The following is a 16,391-nucleotide window of genomic DNA, read 5'->3' as shown; positions in this document are numbered from 1 at the left end:
ATAAGAGAAAAAAACTTGCAGAATCTTTCTGTAAGGTTTTTTCTTTAAAAGTATGAGCTATCAGTACTAAAAACCTACAGTACCATATCTAATCTTGTTTCATTAGTTAATTCAATAGTATTAGTAACATCAGTTGGAGAGTTATTTTTAGTTTGATTCCTTCTCCTTATCAGCACGGAACTTGTTTAGCATCTCCATAATAATCCATAAGGGGACACCTTTATCTCTTAATATTTTCCATAAATCCATTTCAGTAAATTTGACACTAGATTGTTTTTCTTCTTTTTCTGATGACCGAATATCAAATTTGATAGCTAAATCATTAGTAGCTTCTTTTCCCTGAGTAGAAGGGAAGCCTTGAGTATTTTTTTCTGTACCCACAGTTGAATATATTGTAGATTGATTTACATTATGTGCATGTAACCCAAATTCCATTTCTTGCATCTATTTTATATTAATTTAATATATAAATGTAATTGTTTTAAATGTGCTTTGTAAAAATAGCAAATACTAATTAAGTGTGAAGTTAAAATTCAATTCTATATAAATAGGGGTATCACCCATCGCTATCAAGCTAAGAAAGGTAAATGCCCCCAGAACGAGATTTTGTGCTAACTTGTAGCAAAATAGCTCATTTTTTCTTTTTGGGGGCATTTCTTTTTCTTAAGTTGATGGGCAGGTATGGTGACCTCTATTAGACGATAGTGAATGAACAATTTCGGGGTTCAGTTCAACTTTATTCAAAATAAGATTTTTTTGCAGTAAAATTAATGTTAGTGGAACTTTTTTAATCAAACTTTTTTAAAAATTAACATAAATACTTGCAATATTTAAATTAGTACTATATAGTTCTAGTTATGACAAAGATAAAATTAATGAATCAAAAACGTGTGATTGAAGTAGCTGCAACATTATTTTTAGAAAAAGGGTTTGCTTATACAAGTATGGATGAATTAGTACGTGTAAGCAAAGTTTCAAAGTCTAATGTGTATTATCACTTTTCTAATAAGGAAGTATTATTAGAAGGGGTCGTTGATTATTGGATTGAAATGTATCAATCTGCAATTGATGACATACTTTCTCAGAACCAATTTTTAGTTGAAGATCGTATCCAACTGTTTTTAAAGCAATTATCACAAGGAGTTCAGTCGAGAGAGTATAAGGGGAGCTGTCCATTTATTACTCTTTATATTCAAAGTCCTAAACAGGCCACGCAAATAAAAGAAAAAATAGGTCTTTTTTTTACAGGATTACAAAAGAAAGTTTCTCTATTACTTAAACAAGGGGTAGAGAATGGAGAATTTAGAAATACGATTAATATTGATGAGGTTGCATCACTTTTTATTACAAATCTTGAAGGAGCGTTATTTATTTCAGAAACATTGAAGGATGCAACTGTAATCACGAAAACAGCAGATCATTTTTTAAAATTGCTTCGATAAAAGAAGCATTTTTTTTACATCAAATTAGTACTGATTAGTACTAAAAAGGAGATCTTATATGAGAACACTATTTTTAATTGGTGGAACAGGCTTTATTGGAAAGCAATTAGTGAAAGAATTAGCCAAAGAGGATGTTAAAATTCTTCTTTTAGTGAGGTCGAAAAGTAAAGCAATACGCCTTTTTCAAGAAAGAGGCATCTTAAAAAAGGAAGTTATGCACTTTATTGAAGGTGATTTGACGAAAATAGATTTAGGTCTAAGTGCTGAAGATAAGGAGAGGGTATTGAAAACGGATGTGATTATTCACGCAGGAGGCCCCATGGATATTCAAGCGACAAGTAAAGAGGCAGCTTCCGTATTTTTAAATGGTGCCAAACATATTAGTGAATTAGCTAAAAGTATTCATCAATTGAAGGGCTTGCAACAATTTATTCATGTTGTAGGTTATATGAGTCCCTTTGATGATAAAAATAGCAAGATTGCAATTGATGTGTTTAAAGAAGGAAACAATTATTTGAAAATAAAAAATCCATATGAGAGAACAAAATTTTTAGCAGATCTTTATATCCGTCACCAGGCAGCGGCAGTAGGTTATCCGCTTTCTGTAATTAATCCGCCAACTGTAGTCGGTAGTAGTAAAACAGGGAGTACAGAGCAGATAGCAGGATTAGGTTTGCTTGTGATGAGTATGCGAAGAGGGCTCATGCCAGTGATTCCTGGAGGTAAGGGATATAGGTTACCACTTATTTCAAACGATGAGCTTGCGAAGTTTATTGTGCAGGTTTTCAGATTGGAGCAACCGACTATTCAAACATATACACTTGTTGAAGACAAACAGCACGATCAGAACATTGCTGAATTATTAAGTATTATGTCGGAAAGTATGAATATGAGGGCACCAAAAATCTCTGTCCCAATGCCACTTATGAAAGCAATTATGAATAGTGGAGGAAGTAAAATAACAAAAATTCCTTCTGATGGACTGAATTTTATTACAAAACGAAAATTTTCAAATGTTTCAGCGAAGAAGATTATGGGAGGAGATTGGTTTAAGGAGACGAATGTAATGAAATTTTTCCCTGCCGTAGTAGCTGATCTGGATTATCGAATGATGTATCAAAATGGCCAACATAATCAATTATTTAAACGAACATTATGCGATAACACTACCCTTTACCAATTACAAGGAGAGGGTAAACCGTTTATATTATTACATGGTTTATTGAGTGATGGAGAGGATTTATTTCCTTTAGCACAAGAGCTTCATGAAAAAACTGGTCAACCTGTATGGATCTTGGATCTCCCAGGTTTGGGACGCTCTCCTTTTAAACTGGAGAAAAATCTTCTAGATATCTATTTGAATGTAGTGAAAAAATTATTGGAGAAAGCTACGAATGGTGCACATCTAATTGGCCATTCATTCGGTGCGTTTATTCTTCTGGAAGCATTGGTACAAGAGTACATAGATAAGAAGTATTCAATCACTTTACTTCAGCCACCTGTTGTTAAAAAAAATGCTAAATCGCTAAATGTTCCTCAATTTATGAACAAATGGACATTAAAACTGGCAACTACTAATTTGATAGGGCGATATTTATTAAGTAATGGTTTGTTTGAAAGTATGGAGAGCATCCCTGGATATTATATTGAAAAAATAAGAAAAAGTTTTACTTCTCCTAGAATTTTAAATACTACGGTTCAGCTTAACAGTTTACTACTAAAAAATGATCAAGGTGATTTCAATGAAGTAACAAAGTATAATCTTCACATTATTTGGGGGGAGTATGACAGAGGCTATTCTGCTCCATCGCATCTTGGTAAGGTTGATTTTGTTCCATATGGCCATCATTTTCCTCTTAGCCATCCGAGTGAAACGGCAACATTAGTAATAAAAAATAGTAATACTAGTAGATGAGAGTGTGGGATAAATAAAAAGTGTGTAGTAAGATCGTTGTGTCTTTGAAATAAAATCGTACTGTTTGGGGGCCCGCGAACAAGACGCGAATTTTGCACGCTAAGCAAAAAAAACAATAAGCTGTCCACATGGACAGCTTATTTACATTATTCTCGTTATTGGAAGTTGTTTTTAACTTTTCTTGATCTGAAAGAGTCAATCTTTTTTTATATAATTTATCAATAATTATTCTTTTTTCTCCGGCTGATAGGAAAGAATAACGACACCTGAACTGGTCGTTCTTGTTTCGATCAGTTTTAAAGCCTTTGTATCGTTTCCGTTTTTAAAGAGATGCTTTCCGCTTCCCACGATAACGGGATTGACCATAAAATGATATTCATCAATGAGGTCGTGTTGCATCAATGTTTGTATAAGTTCACCACTACCATAAATTAAAAGGTTCTGACCGGGCTGTTCCTTCAGTTTCGATATTTCTTCTACAATATTGCCCTTGATAAGGTTTGCATTCCATTCGGTTTCTTCCAAAGTTGTTGAAGCAACAAATTTAGGCATGCTGTTCATCTTATCAGCAAAACCCTCTTCATCAGTCATAGAAGGCCAAGCAGCTGCAAAACCTTGATAGGTTACTCGCCCTAGTAGAAGAGCTTCACTTTCAAACAGTAAATTGGATTGAAACTTTGCTACTTCTTCATTGAAGTATGGAGCAGTCCAAGCTGGTTCCTCCATGACACCATCTAGTGAGAGGTACATCGATACAATTATTTTTCCCATTTTGTTCTCCTTTAGTTTTAAATTGAGATTTTTACATATTGGTAACACAATTATTAATTCTCCAGCTAAAGAAATTCTCCCTTTTTAATAGTTTCGACAAAATGTGTTTATGTATGTTTCGGAATAATCTTATATATTAATAACTTTGAAACATTGTATAACAACTAATTTTTATGCGTTATTGATTAGCATTGCTTATTGTGCTAACGAATTAGGGTAATGTGGCGACCGACCAACTAAATAGTTGCTTATCCTCAATTATTAGAAGGAACGTTCTATCATTTCGCGAATTTATTAGACATAGACGAGTGCTATAATTTTCTATATCTACATAAAGAGGTGACTACGCATGAATCAAAGACCGTCAGAAGAAGAATACGCCGGGAGCTCCGGCGAATATATCCGTTTGGTGCCGGACGGTAACATCATCGACATTCTGCTCGCCCAGGAAAAGCAAATGACCGAGTTCCTGGCATCGTTGACCGAAAGCCAGGCCGCGTATCGGTATGCGGAAGAGAAATGGACGCTGAAAGAAGTCGTGGGCCACATTACAGACGCGGAACGCGTCATGACCTACCGCCTGCTTCGGTTCGCAAGAGGGGACCAGACGCCTCTGACCGGTTTCGATCAGGAATTGTTCATGCCTCCTTTCGGAAGCTGGACAACTGCGCAATTGGCCGAAGACTACCGGGCCGTACGGCAATCAACGATCACATTGCTGCGCGGGCTACCGGCTGAGGCGTGGACCCGCAAGGGCACAGCCAACAACCTAAGCATTACGGTGCGCGCCCTCGCGTACGGCGTCGCAGGACACGAACTTCATCACATGGCGGTCATCCGAAATCGGTATTTGAGTTAATCGCCGGCTGAGGCCATTGGAATGGAATTAACACCTCTCATACAACCTTAGATACCGTTCTTATTGGGGTCCCGCCCCACAACCATCTTAGACAATTTTTGAAATTAAAAGCACGTTACTATTCTCTTATGTTAATGAGAAAGGTTGACGTGCTTTTTATGAATATGCACCAAAAACAAGAGCATATCGATTTTTCTCATTTTGGGGTATTTGTTTTTCTTAGATTGAGGGTGAGGGGGCACTACTCTATAATGATCAAATTAAAATTTAAAATAGTTATAGAGACTCCATTTCTCGGAAATATTGTAACTATTAAGTTGTAAAAAGAACCGTAGTTTTTCATTTTTGAAAAGGTTATGGTCTTTTTTAATTGTAACAAAGATATGATGCGAGGAAGTTTTTTAGATAAATCAAAAAAACTTGATTAATAAGTTGCATATAGAACTCATCTACGTATATACTATAAATATCAAAAAAAGTTGATGAAGGGAAGTGAACTACAGTGGCACAAAATTTTCAGCTCTATGAGAAAAAGTTTAAAGCGTTGGCGGATCAGAAACGTTTAGAAATCATGTATGAACTTTGCCAGCGAGGACAGACGTGTGTATGTGATTTAACAGAAGTTTTTGAAATGACGCAATCTAAATTATCATATCATTTAAAAATTTTATTAGATGCAGGTTTGATTGTAAAAGAAACAAAAGGTACGTGGAGTTATTATGATTTAAATGATGCGGAAGTGGATAATTTATTATCAGAAGAATTGTGCTGTATCTTTAGAAAAACAGGAAAAGGTAGCTGCTGTTAAAATTTTAATTTATTAATCAAAAAAACTTGATTAATGATATATTAAGAGGAGGAATAAGGTATGAGATATGTTCACGCCGGTATAAACGTTACGAATTTAGAGAAGTCTATTGAATTTTATGAAAAGGTATTTGGTGTTTCACCAGTTAAAGTGAAAACGGATTATGCAAAATTTTTATTAGAGACGCCAGGACTTAATTTTACGCTGAACGTACGAGATGAGGTGAATGGAAATCAAGTAAATCATTTCGGTTTCCAAGTGGATACAGCTGAAGAAATTACATTACATAAAGAACGATTAGAAAAAGAAGGTTTCTTTGCGCGTGATGAGATGGATACGACTTGTTGCTATGCGGTGCAAGATAAGTTTTGGGTAACGGATCCTGATGGTAATGAGTGGGAGTTCTTTTATACAAAAGCACATAGTGATGTTCATAAAATTGATGATCCATCTTGTTGCACGACTTCAAATGAGATAGTTAAAAATTCTTGCTGTTAATAGGAGATGGAAAATAAAATGAAACGTTTATCTTTTCTAGACCGATATTTAACACTATGGATCTTTCTAGCGATGGCTGTTGGGATTGGTTTAGGGTTTGTGTTCCCTAGTGTAGTAGACGGACTGAATACATTACAGGTTGGAACGACGTCTATTCCGCTTGCTGTTGGATTAATTATAATGATGTATCCACCGTTAGCGAAAGTTCGCTATGAGGAAATGGGCCGAGTATTTAAAGATGTAAAAGTGTTAGTGCTATCTTTAGTACAAAATTGGATTATTGGTCCGGTACTTATGTTTGTGTTAGCAATTATTTTTCTTCCTGATAAACCAGAATACATGGTTGGTCTCATTATGATTGGGTTAGCACGTTGTATTGCAATGGTAATTGTTTGGAACGATCTTGCTGATGGGGATAAAGAGTATGCGGCAGGTTTAGTTGCTTTTAATTCGGTATTCCAAATGCTCTTTTTCTCAGTTTATGCATACGTATTTGTAACTGTAATTCCAGAATGGTTAGGGATTGAAGGTGCTATTGTCGATATTACAATGATAGAAGTAGCAAAATCAGTATTTATCTATTTGGGAATTCCTTTTATAGCAGGTATGTTGACACGCTTTGTACTAGTTAAGTTAAAAGGAAGACAGTGGTATGAAAAGGTGTTTATACCTAAAATTAGTCCACTTACATTACTTGCATTGCTATTTACGATCATCGTTATGTTCTCTTTAAAAGGAGAGATGATTGTTAGCGTGCCACTAGATGTGGTAAGAATAGCGATTCCGTTATTAATCTATTTTATTGTAATGTTTTTTGTTTCTTTCTTTATGGGAAGAAAAATTGGTGCAAACTATCCGGTAACAACAACGTTAGCATTTACAGCAGGTAGTAATAACTTTGAGTTAGCGATTGCTGTAGCGGTTGGTGTGTTTGGTATTCATTCGGGCGCAGCATTCGCAGCTGTCATTGGACCGTTAGTCGAAGTACCTGTCATGATTGCACTTGTAAATGTCGCTTTTTGGTTTAAACGTAAATATTTTAATGATCAATCAACTTAAAAACAAAGGTGGAAAACAACATGGCAAACAAAAAGACAATTTACTTTTTATGCACAGGAAATTCATGCCGAAGCCAAATGGCAGAAGCATGGGGAAAACAATATTTAGGGGATAAGTGGAATGTGTATTCTGCAGGTATTGAAGCACATGGAGTGAATCCAAATGCGATTAAAGCAATGAATGAAGTGAATATCGATATAACAAATCAAACATCAGATATAATTGATGCAAACATTTTAAATAGTGCTGACTTAGTCGTTACACTTTGTAGTCATGCGGATTCTGTTTGTCCATCTACTCCGCCGCATGTGAATCGTGTTCACTGGGGATTTGATGATCCAGCAGGAAAAGAGTGGTCTGAATTTCAACGTGTTCGCGATGAAATTGGTGAACGTATAAAGCGATTTTCTGAAATTGGGGAATAAATAAAGGCAAGAGCCAATCTTCTATTGTGTTGGAGATTGGCTCTTTTTTATTATGTATTTCATTTACTTATCGCATCGCTTTAAAACCACTCTTAGGAGTAATACAGAATATTATGTGAAGATGGTAAAGTTTCATTTTATAAATTTTACTGTATTAAAAGTTGATTTGTTAGAAAGGATAATCATTTATTGCTATAATGAATGGATGCGTGGCAGGAAATAGATAGAAAGATACTGCTAGTAATTTATACTTAAAATGTAGGGAGATTGAACAGAGTTATGGGGACAGAAAAAGAAATTAGTTCCGCTAAATTAATATGGAAGATGACGCGCCCGCATACATTAACGGCGACGTTTTCTCCTGTAATTTTAGGGACAGTGGCATCACTTTATGTTGCCAAAATTGATTGGCTTTTATTTATTGCGATGATGCTTGCATGTTTAGCGCTGCAAATAGCAACGAACTTATTTAATGAGTACTATGATTTCAAACGTGGATTAGATACCGCTGAATCCGTTGGCATCGGTGGCGGAATTGTCCGTCATGGATTGAAGCCAAAAAATGTGTTAACAGTTGCGCTTTTATTATATGTCGTAGCAGCTTTTATTGGCATTTATATTTGTATGAATAGTAGTTGGTGGTTAGTGGTTATTGGTTTAATTGGGATGGCAGTTGGCTATTTATATACAGGCGGTCCATTACCAATTGCGTACACCCCGTTTGGAGAATTAGTTTCTGGGTTGTTAATGGGGACATGTTTTGTACTCATTGCTTTCTTTATTCAAACGAATACTGTAACGATTGAAAGTGTATTGATTTCCATTCCAATTGGAATTTTAGTAGGTGCAATCAATATGTCAAATAACATCCGAGATATCGAAGAAGATATTAAAGGTGGAAGAAAGACATTAGTAATCCTCCTTGGGAGAGAAAAAGCTGTGGTAACACTAGCGGTAGCCTTTTTCATTGCGTATTTATGGATTGCCGTAATTGTATTAATGGGTTATATAAGCCCTTGGGCATTAGTTATGTTCTTAGGTTTGAGAAAGCCAATTTCTGCGATTCAAAGTTTCCAAAAAGGGGCAAAGGATCCTGGATATATGCGCATCGCAATGAAATCAACAGCGATGACAAATACGATTTTCGGCTTCTTGTTGTCAGCAGGATTATTAATTAGTTATTTGTTTTAAATAACTTAACCCCAATTTCTCGATTTTAATATAGAGAAATTGGGGTTTTATTTTGAGTTTTTTACGTTATAAACTATTATCATTTGAAATGTATATACCAATAAATTGCAACTTCATCACTTGTCTTATCCAAACCTTTATAAACAAGAAAATCAAACCCACCAATTACAAATCCACATTTTTCATAAAATTTACATGCTGCGACATTATTATTTTGCGTTTCAAGCATGATACCTGGCATATTTCCTTTTTTTGCCCACTGCTTTGCTTGATCAACTAATTTTTTGCCAACTCCGATTGTACGATATTTTTTATCTACCGTTATATCCTCTATGTAAGCATAGTGGTTCCAATTCTTTTTCAATACCATTAATCCAATGATTTTGTTATGTAACAGAGCTATGTAAATGACTTGATTAGGTTTATTTATATATTCATTGTAAGCCAGTTCTTCATTATCATCTTGATTTTGTAAATAACTTTTTTCATAACTTGGAACGTCTTCTACTGTATATTCTATGCGTCTATTTCCTTTGGAAAGAGAAAGAATTAACCGAGCATTCACTATAAAACTGTCATCAATCTCCGGGAGATTATCTAAATCATTTGTTTCTAACTCTCTAATTACAAGGTTCATCGGAGTACCTCCACATAATAATATTTCTTCTAGTTCTTCATTTGGTTCAAATGAATTCCAATTACAAAATTATAATAGAATTTCAATAGTACGGCCATCTCTGTATTTTATCTTTATACCGGTATGCTATTATCTTGATGTGAAAATGTTATTTAGAAAGAGTAGTATTTTTTATTTTGGATGTATATCCAGTTTTCAAATTTAACTGTAGTAGAGAAACAAATATTTTTTTAAAGAGTGGATGTAATAGGCTATTCTTTAACTAATTTCGACATTATTTGCATTTTATCTTCACCTTCCTCTATTAATCTATTTATTGTAAATATCAGCTGAAGTTAATGTTTAGCTGCATAAATAATGAATATGAAAATGAGTAGGGAAAGGATCGAAACATAATGAAAGAATCACAAAATAAGAAAAAAACAAGTGTAGTAACTAAGGCAATACTATCTCTAGGAGTTGTTTTAGCAACGACCTTTTTCACGTTCTTTTTAATAGGGAAATGGAACTCTATCCCAGCGAAAGGGGTAGCTAATGAAAATATTAGGCTAGCTAATACGCAACAACAAAAAAAGAAAGAGGACACATCGCTGGCAAAACAGAAAAGAGCTGATGGAAAACCAGTAGGAAAGGTTGTTTATTTAACATTTGATGACGGTCCTAGCGAATTAACTGGAAAATTTTTAGATGTACTAAAAGAGCAACATGTTGCTTCGACATTTTTTATGCAAGGTAGCAATTTACAGAATACTGGTTTTCAGGAAAATGTAAAACGAGCAGTAAAAGAAGGACATTATATTGGTGCACATAGTATGACACATAATAGTGATAAGCTATACAAAAAAGGACAATTTGTAACAGAGATGAAAGAAACGTTAGCTCTTATTCATAATATTACAGGTACAACTCCTAAACTAGTCCGTCCCCCATACGGATCTGCACCAGGATTAAAGGGGCAGGACATTCGTAACAAAATTGTAGAAGCAGGAATAAAAGTTTGGGATTGGACGATAGATTCAAATGATTGGAAATTAAAAGGTAACCCACAGCAAATTATAGAAAATGTAAAGCGTACAACAACAGAAGATGTGGAAGTAGTTCTAATGCATGAAAAACTACAGACATTACAAGCGCTTCCGGAAATTATTAAATTTTATAAGGAAAAAGGATATGAATTCGGGGTATACAATGAAGCGGATCATTTTCAACTAAACTTCCAGAAAGATCAACGTCTATAGTATAAACATAATTATTTTAAAAAGGTGTTTTCCATTACTAAATCCATAACTAAGCCAAAAGTCGATTTCTTATTTTATAAAGAAATCGGCTTTTTCGTTTGTATATTACGTTACAAGAGTTTCCTTATTTTCTCCGGAATGTCCTTTTTAGAAATGTATGCAACAGAGTCTTTATAGTAAGAGTATTTTGTTTTGGATAATCAAAAAAACGTATATTGCAATATAAAAATTCACTTTAATACTAAAGGATACATGACAACGATTCCTATAAATTCTTCTCAATAATTGAAAATAAAATCAATCCAGATTATTATATTGTTATTGTAATTATAAATGTAATTACATTTTATTGAAGGAGGATACAAAGATGAAAAACTCAAAAGGCTCTATTGAATCAGAGATAAGCAAAGCAATTACTCACTGGGAAAAGGACTACCTAGGACGCGGGTCTATATCCGTTAAGACAGATATATTACGGGATATGATTATCGTAAATTTACAAGGTATTTTAACGCCGGCTGAATATACGGTTTGCGAAACGAAAGACGGTATGCTAACGATAAAGAAAAATCGTTCGGAGCTAGTTGAATCTGGAATTGAAGATTTGAAAGAGATTATACTAGAATTAACTGAAGAAAAAGTGAAAAGCTTTCATACGGATATAAGCTCCCGCACTGGTGAACGAGTAATGATTTTTAAATTGTTTAATAATCTTGAGGAAAAATTTTAAAAATAAAAAACATCTTAAGGTTAGTGGAAGATAAACTAAAAATGTAGTGAGAGAGTTAAGAAACCTTAAATTTTTGCACTTTATTTAAATTTATTAACATAATAATAATTAAAAACTTGAAATTATTTACGTATACTGAATTTTAATTGGAATAACGTTCAAAAAAACTGATAAATAAATTGACAAACTGCTTAATATAGTTTATCTTATAATTGTTTTAAAAAATTAATAGATGCTTATTTTAACTGTTTGCTATAATTAAGGCTTTAGCATTTTTTTAATATGTAATATTGATTAAATGAAAAAGTTTCTTAATTGAAAGATAGCGCATAACATAAATTGATATATTGATTGCATAATCTAGGAGATCAGAGATATACTGTTATTTTTAATAGGAGTAATACATACATTACTATCCTCTATAAAATGGGAGCTCTTCAAAAAACTTTATTGAAGTTAGTTGAAGTGAAACCGACAATCTCCATAATTCAATGATGATATAAAATCATTGAATTATGGAAGTTGTCGGTTTTTTTTATGGGAAAAAACGATGCACGAAAAAGAGTGAATGAAAATTGAAATTTAAAAAACTATCGTAATTAAAAGGAATTTTTATAGGCTATTTTCGCTTAGAAGGGAGTATTTAACATGTTAATTTCGCTGAGTTCATCAACACTGTTAACTTTATTTTTTATGGCGCTTAGTGCTTCTTGGCTAAGTGGATTATTGTTTTTACATGCAAGGGTACCTTTACGTTTTGTTCATATCCATATTGGTATCGCTGCTTTACCTTCATTGGTTTCTTTACTCGCACTTGTTAATAACAATGGAGATAGAGTTGTGGGGCCTTGGCATCTAGATACTTTAGCTTGGTTAATGGCTTTCTTTGTTCTTACAATTGGTTTAATCATTCAGCGTTTCTCTGTACGTTACTTAATGGGGGATCACTCATATCGAAAATACTTTGCACTTTTTACATTTACTACAGGTGTATCTTCGGTTGCATGGTTAAGTGATGATCTTCGCTTAATGCTCATTTGTTGGGGAGCAACGCTTATAGGATTGGTTCTACTTATAGGGCTAAATAAAGGGTGGAAAGTAGTTAGTGAAGCAACTAAAATCTCTGGCTATTTATTTACAATAAGTTGGATTGCCTTACTATCAGCTATCATTTGGCTTTTTCAAGTAACAGGACAGTGGCAGTTAACATCAGTTTTAACGAATGAAAATGTAGCGCTACATGGAACATTGGAGAGAACAGGAATTAACTTATTAATTATATTAGCTGTGATGATTCCAGCAGCACAATGGCCTTTTCAAAGATGGTTAATTGAGTCTGCTGTTGCTCCAACTCCTGTTTCTGCTATTATGCATGCGGGTTTAGTAAATGCTGGCGGTATCATGTTAACTAGATTTTCACCTCTTTTTCATGATGATATTGCACAAATAATTTTACTAATTTTCTCTAGTATTTCTGTCTTAATAGGTACAGGAATTAGTTTAGTCCAAGTTGATTATAAACGTCAGCTAGTAGGTTCAACTATTGGACAAATGGGATTTATGCTTATTCAATGTGCATTAGGCGCCTATTTAGCGGCTGTTATTCATTTAATTTTACATGGTTTGTTTAAAGCTACACTGTTTTTACAAGCTGGTTCTTCCGTGCAACGTTTTGGGGTAGTGAATCAGTCTAATGACAATATATCCAATTTATGGATTATAGTTGGGCGTGTTTTAGGATTATTTATAGCAATTACTTTCTGGTTTATGTCTTCTGGAGAGGGGTATCAACTAGTTAGTGCGTTAATCTTAGGATGGTCACTATACTTTTCATGGAAACAGCTTGTTGTTTTTGGAGAGGGAAGAATGGGACGAATTGCTGGCTTAATTGTTTTGATTGGATTTTCTCTCATTTACTTTACTGTTCATAATTCTCTTTATAAATGGTTGCATACTGATATTTATCAAAGTGTTCAACCTTCAGCTCCAGCCGTTATCTTTGTTATATGTATTTTACTATTTAGTAGTGTTATTAGTACTTTCGTTACTCGTCATCAATCTTCTGCTTTATTCGCTGTACTTTATCTTTGGTTAGTTCGAGTAGGTGAGGCGAGAAGAAAGTCAGTAGAAAGTCACCCAAGCTATCTGAAACATTATGTATCAAAGGGAGGTAATTCGTGATGAGCATACCGTCAATATTAAAGAAAGATACAAACATTGATATGCAAGAAAATAATATAAATGATTTAGTTGCATCTGCTAGCCGAGTTATTGCACCACTTTGGCCTATCTCTACGTTTGCAGCTCACCACCCTTGGATGGGACTTGAAAAGCAATCATTTGAACAAGTCGCAAATTGGTTAAAAGAAGCTCGTAATGTGGATATTTATCCTAGTGCCTCTATGATTCATTCGGCAAAAGCAAAAGGTGAGATTGAGGAATCATTTTTACAAATGAGTTTGTCTCGTTGGCTGGATTCACAATCTTTTCATATTCCGCGAGAGAAAGCAGAGCGATTTTGCCAAGCAGCTTTAAAATTAGAAAAATTACCTTCTAGTCTATTATCATCGCCAGAATTAAATAAATTGGCAGAAGAAATGAGTTATATAAATACAGCAAGTATGAAAGCCTCTGTTATGCAGCCAATAAGTTCGCTTATAGAGAATCAAAATAGTGAAAACCTATCTGATGTTCTTAATTATCATATCATTAAATGGTGTAAATTATATCTTGATGACTCCGGATCAAGTTGGACGATGCCAAATCGAGAGAAAGGTTTTTATCGTGCATGGCAACACCTTATTAAATTTGATCCAGCGCTCAGTAAAAATGAGCGTAAAGTTTTAAAAGATTGGCCACAAGATGCCGAAGTAGCTTTAGCGAGAGCATTATCTGAACTAGGAATTTCTGAATCTAACATACAATCTTACCTTGAAGGGCACTTGCTTTCTTTGCCTGGGTGGGCAGGAATGATACGATGGCGCTCACAACAATCAATTCAGGAACAGGAACTTCTCATAGAATATTTAGCAGTTCGAATTTCTATGGAGCTGGCTATTGCAAAACCTTATTTACCTTTAAAAAATCAAAAGGTTGAGAAAAAAGTTTCGATCGTCCCACTTATAGCTTCTTGGATCTATTGGGGGAATATTTCAACACGGGAATGGTTACAAATGCCTGCTGCTGAACAAAGTGAATTATTAGTATTCGCTTATCGTTTTGATGAAAATATTCGCAGAAAACTTTGGCTGGAAGCTTGGGAACAAACGCATGCAGAGCAATTAAGGGAGAAGATTGCTTCTACACAACGTGCAACCGATGATAAAAAGCGTGTATTAGCTCAATTAGCATTCTGTATTGATGTACGTTCAGAACCGTTTCGTCGCCATCTTGAAAAATTAGGTCCGTTTGAAACATTTGGGATAGCTGGTTTCTTTGGATTACCAATTGCAACTAGTGAACTAGGTAGCAATAACAACCATCCTTCTTTGCCAGTTATACTCAAACCGAAACATCAAATAAAAGAGCTCACAAATGAAAATGAACTTAAATCTTATGAGCAACGTAAGAGGGTAGGCAGTTCGGTACGTTATACATTTAAAACGATGAAACAGAACGTACTGACAAGTATGGCGCTACCTGAGTTAAGTGGTCCTTTACTTGGTCTACAGATGGTGACAAGAAGTTTTGTCCCAAGAGGAGTTGGTGGTTTCATTCGTAACCTTCGTAAAACTATGTTACAAAAACCTGATACAACATTCTCGCTTAATCATGTTCATGACACAAAGGGTGAGATACCTATCGGTTTTACTAAAGAAGAAAAAGTGAACTATGTGCGTCAAGCTTTAAAAATGGTGGGACTGACAGAAAAATTTGCTCCTTTAGTTGTAATGTGCGGACATAGTAGTCAAAGTACGAACAATCCTTATGCTGCAGCACTTGAGTGTGGTGCTTGTGGCGGAGCAGCAGGGGGATTCAATGCAAGAGTTTTCGCTACTTTATGTAATCTTCCAGAAGTGAGAGAGGCGTTGTCTGCTGAAGGTATTAAAATTCCTGAGGACACCATTTTTGCAGCAGCTGAACATAAAACAACATTGGATGAATTGGAATGGATTTACGTCCCAGAACTTTCGGAAACTGCGCAAGAAGCATTTGATTGTATCGAGTCGATTATGCCAAATGTGAGCCAACATGCAAATAGAGAGCGTTTAACGCAATTACCAAATTTTAAAACGAAAATAAAAAATGCGAGTAAAGAGGCACATCGATTTGCAGAAGATTGGAGTGAAATACGTCCAGAATGGGGATTAGCTCGTAATGCATCTTTTATTATCGGGCAGCGAGAATTAACTCAGGATTGTGACTTAGAAGGTAGGGCTTTTCTCCATAATTATGATTGGAAACAGGATGAAAGTGGCGATATATTAGCTAACATTATTGCAGGACCAGGAACAGTAGCTCAGTGGATAAATCTACAATATTACGCTTCAACTGTAGCTCCTCATTATTATGGTAGTGGAAACAAAACAACCCAAACTGTAACCGCGGGTCTAGGTGTTATGCAGGGAAATGCAAGTGATTTGTTGCCAGGCTTACCTTGGCAATCCGTTATGCAGTCAGATAGTGAGACGTATCATTCACCACTTCGTTTACTAATTGTAATTCAAGCGCCTATTCAATATATAGAACGTTTGCTAAATAATGATTTCACATTTAGAGAAAAAGCTCAAAATGGATGGGTTAGACTTGCAAGTGTTGATCCAGAGGGACGCTGGAAAAATTGGTAACAATCATGCAATGCATAATCAACTATTGTTA

14 protein-coding genes and 1 pseudogene are annotated in these 16,391 nt (G+C 34.8%); 12 read left to right on the top strand and 3 right to left on the bottom strand.

Annotation, left to right across the window (positions count from 1 at the left end; genetic code table 11):
- Window positions 1-74 precede the first annotated feature (74 nt).
- Window positions 75-435: pseudogene (locus tag N2V79_RS15190) on the bottom strand (DUF3914 domain-containing protein).
- Window positions 436-875: 440 nt separating this feature from the next.
- Between N2V79_RS15190 and N2V79_RS15185 the strand changes: the two are divergent.
- Complete coding sequence (locus N2V79_RS15185) at window positions 876-1,442, top strand: TetR/AcrR family transcriptional regulator (RefSeq protein WP_001072312.1); 567 nt, start codon at window positions 876-878, stop codon at window positions 1,440-1,442.
- Between the two features lie 58 nt (window positions 1,443-1,500).
- The gene (locus N2V79_RS15180; protein WP_340720017.1) at window positions 1,501-3,357 is read left to right on the top strand and encodes an alpha/beta fold hydrolase; all 1,857 of its coding nucleotides are present in this window, start codon (window positions 1,501-1,503) and stop codon (window positions 3,355-3,357) included.
- Between the two features lie 225 nt (window positions 3,358-3,582).
- On the opposite strand, the gene N2V79_RS15175 is transcribed toward N2V79_RS15180, so the two are convergent.
- Complete coding sequence (locus tag N2V79_RS15175) at window positions 3,583-4,128, bottom strand: dihydrofolate reductase family protein (RefSeq protein ID WP_197241670.1); 546 nt, start codon at window positions 4,126-4,128, stop codon at window positions 3,583-3,585.
- 349 nt (window positions 4,129-4,477) lie between these two features.
- On the opposite strand from N2V79_RS15175, the gene N2V79_RS15170 reads away from it, so the two are divergent.
- The 6 genes from N2V79_RS15170 (at window position 4,478) to menA (ending at window position 8,968) form a co-directional block, all read left to right on the top strand.
- A complete protein-coding gene (locus N2V79_RS15170; RefSeq protein ID WP_078400329.1) occupies window positions 4,478-4,987 on the top strand; it encodes a DinB family protein in 510 nt (169 codons plus the stop codon).
- 502 nt (window positions 4,988-5,489) lie between these two features.
- Window positions 5,490-5,795, top strand: a complete 306-nt coding sequence (gene arsR, locus N2V79_RS15165; RefSeq protein ID WP_071731954.1) for an arsenical resistance operon transcriptional regulator ArsR — start codon at window positions 5,490-5,492, stop codon at window positions 5,793-5,795.
- Window positions 5,796-5,855: 60 nt separating this feature from the next.
- Complete coding sequence (locus N2V79_RS15160) at window positions 5,856-6,293, top strand: ArsI/CadI family heavy metal resistance metalloenzyme (RefSeq protein WP_340720016.1); 438 nt, start codon at window positions 5,856-5,858, stop codon at window positions 6,291-6,293.
- An 18-nt stretch (window positions 6,294-6,311) separates the two neighbouring features.
- Window positions 6,312-7,352: an ACR3 family arsenite efflux transporter gene (gene arsB / locus N2V79_RS15155; protein ID WP_000826550.1), complete on the top strand. Its 1,041-nt coding sequence runs from the start codon at window positions 6,312-6,314 to the stop codon at window positions 7,350-7,352.
- Between the two features lie 20 nt (window positions 7,353-7,372).
- Window positions 7,373-7,777: an arsenate reductase (thioredoxin) gene (gene arsC, locus N2V79_RS15150; protein WP_001284548.1), complete on the top strand. Its 405-nt coding sequence runs from the start codon at window positions 7,373-7,375 to the stop codon at window positions 7,775-7,777.
- A gap of 279 nt (window positions 7,778-8,056) precedes the next feature.
- Window positions 8,057-8,968 (top strand): 1,4-dihydroxy-2-naphthoate polyprenyltransferase, encoded by a 912-nt coding sequence (gene menA, locus N2V79_RS15145; RefSeq protein WP_000536369.1) that lies wholly within the window; start codon window positions 8,057-8,059, stop codon window positions 8,966-8,968.
- Between the two features lie 79 nt (window positions 8,969-9,047).
- Here the strand turns inward: menA and satA are convergent, their stop codons facing one another.
- Window positions 9,048-9,605 (bottom strand): streptothricin N-acetyltransferase SatA, encoded by a 558-nt coding sequence (satA, locus tag N2V79_RS15140; RefSeq protein ID WP_088021904.1) that lies wholly within the window; start codon window positions 9,603-9,605, stop codon window positions 9,048-9,050.
- 395 nt (window positions 9,606-10,000) lie between these two features.
- On the opposite strand from satA, the gene N2V79_RS15135 reads away from it, so the two are divergent.
- From N2V79_RS15135 to N2V79_RS15120, 4 genes are all read left to right on the top strand, one after another.
- The gene (locus tag N2V79_RS15135) at window positions 10,001-10,843 is read left to right on the top strand and encodes a polysaccharide deacetylase family protein (RefSeq protein WP_088021903.1); all 843 of its coding nucleotides are present in this window, start codon (window positions 10,001-10,003) and stop codon (window positions 10,841-10,843) included.
- Between the two features lie 367 nt (window positions 10,844-11,210).
- Complete coding sequence (locus tag N2V79_RS15130) at window positions 11,211-11,573, top strand: DUF2294 domain-containing protein (protein ID WP_053564042.1); 363 nt, start codon at window positions 11,211-11,213, stop codon at window positions 11,571-11,573.
- A 648-nt stretch (window positions 11,574-12,221) separates the two neighbouring features.
- Window positions 12,222-13,754: an NADH dehydrogenase subunit 5 gene (locus N2V79_RS15125; protein WP_088021902.1), complete on the top strand. Its 1,533-nt coding sequence runs from the start codon at window positions 12,222-12,224 to the stop codon at window positions 13,752-13,754.
- Entirely contained in the window at window positions 13,754-16,360 is a 2,607-nt protein-coding gene (locus N2V79_RS15120) for a DUF2309 domain-containing protein (protein ID WP_340720015.1), read from the top strand. The genes N2V79_RS15125 and N2V79_RS15120 overlap by 1 nt, the downstream gene beginning before the upstream one ends.
- Window positions 16,361-16,391: the final 31 nt, after the last annotated feature.

The organism is Bacillus sp. CH_70, from assembly GCF_038007045.1.
GTDB lineage: Bacteria > Bacillota > Bacilli > Bacillales > Bacillaceae_G > Bacillus_A > Bacillus_A cereus.
This window is presented reverse-complemented; position numbering and strand designations above follow the sequence as displayed.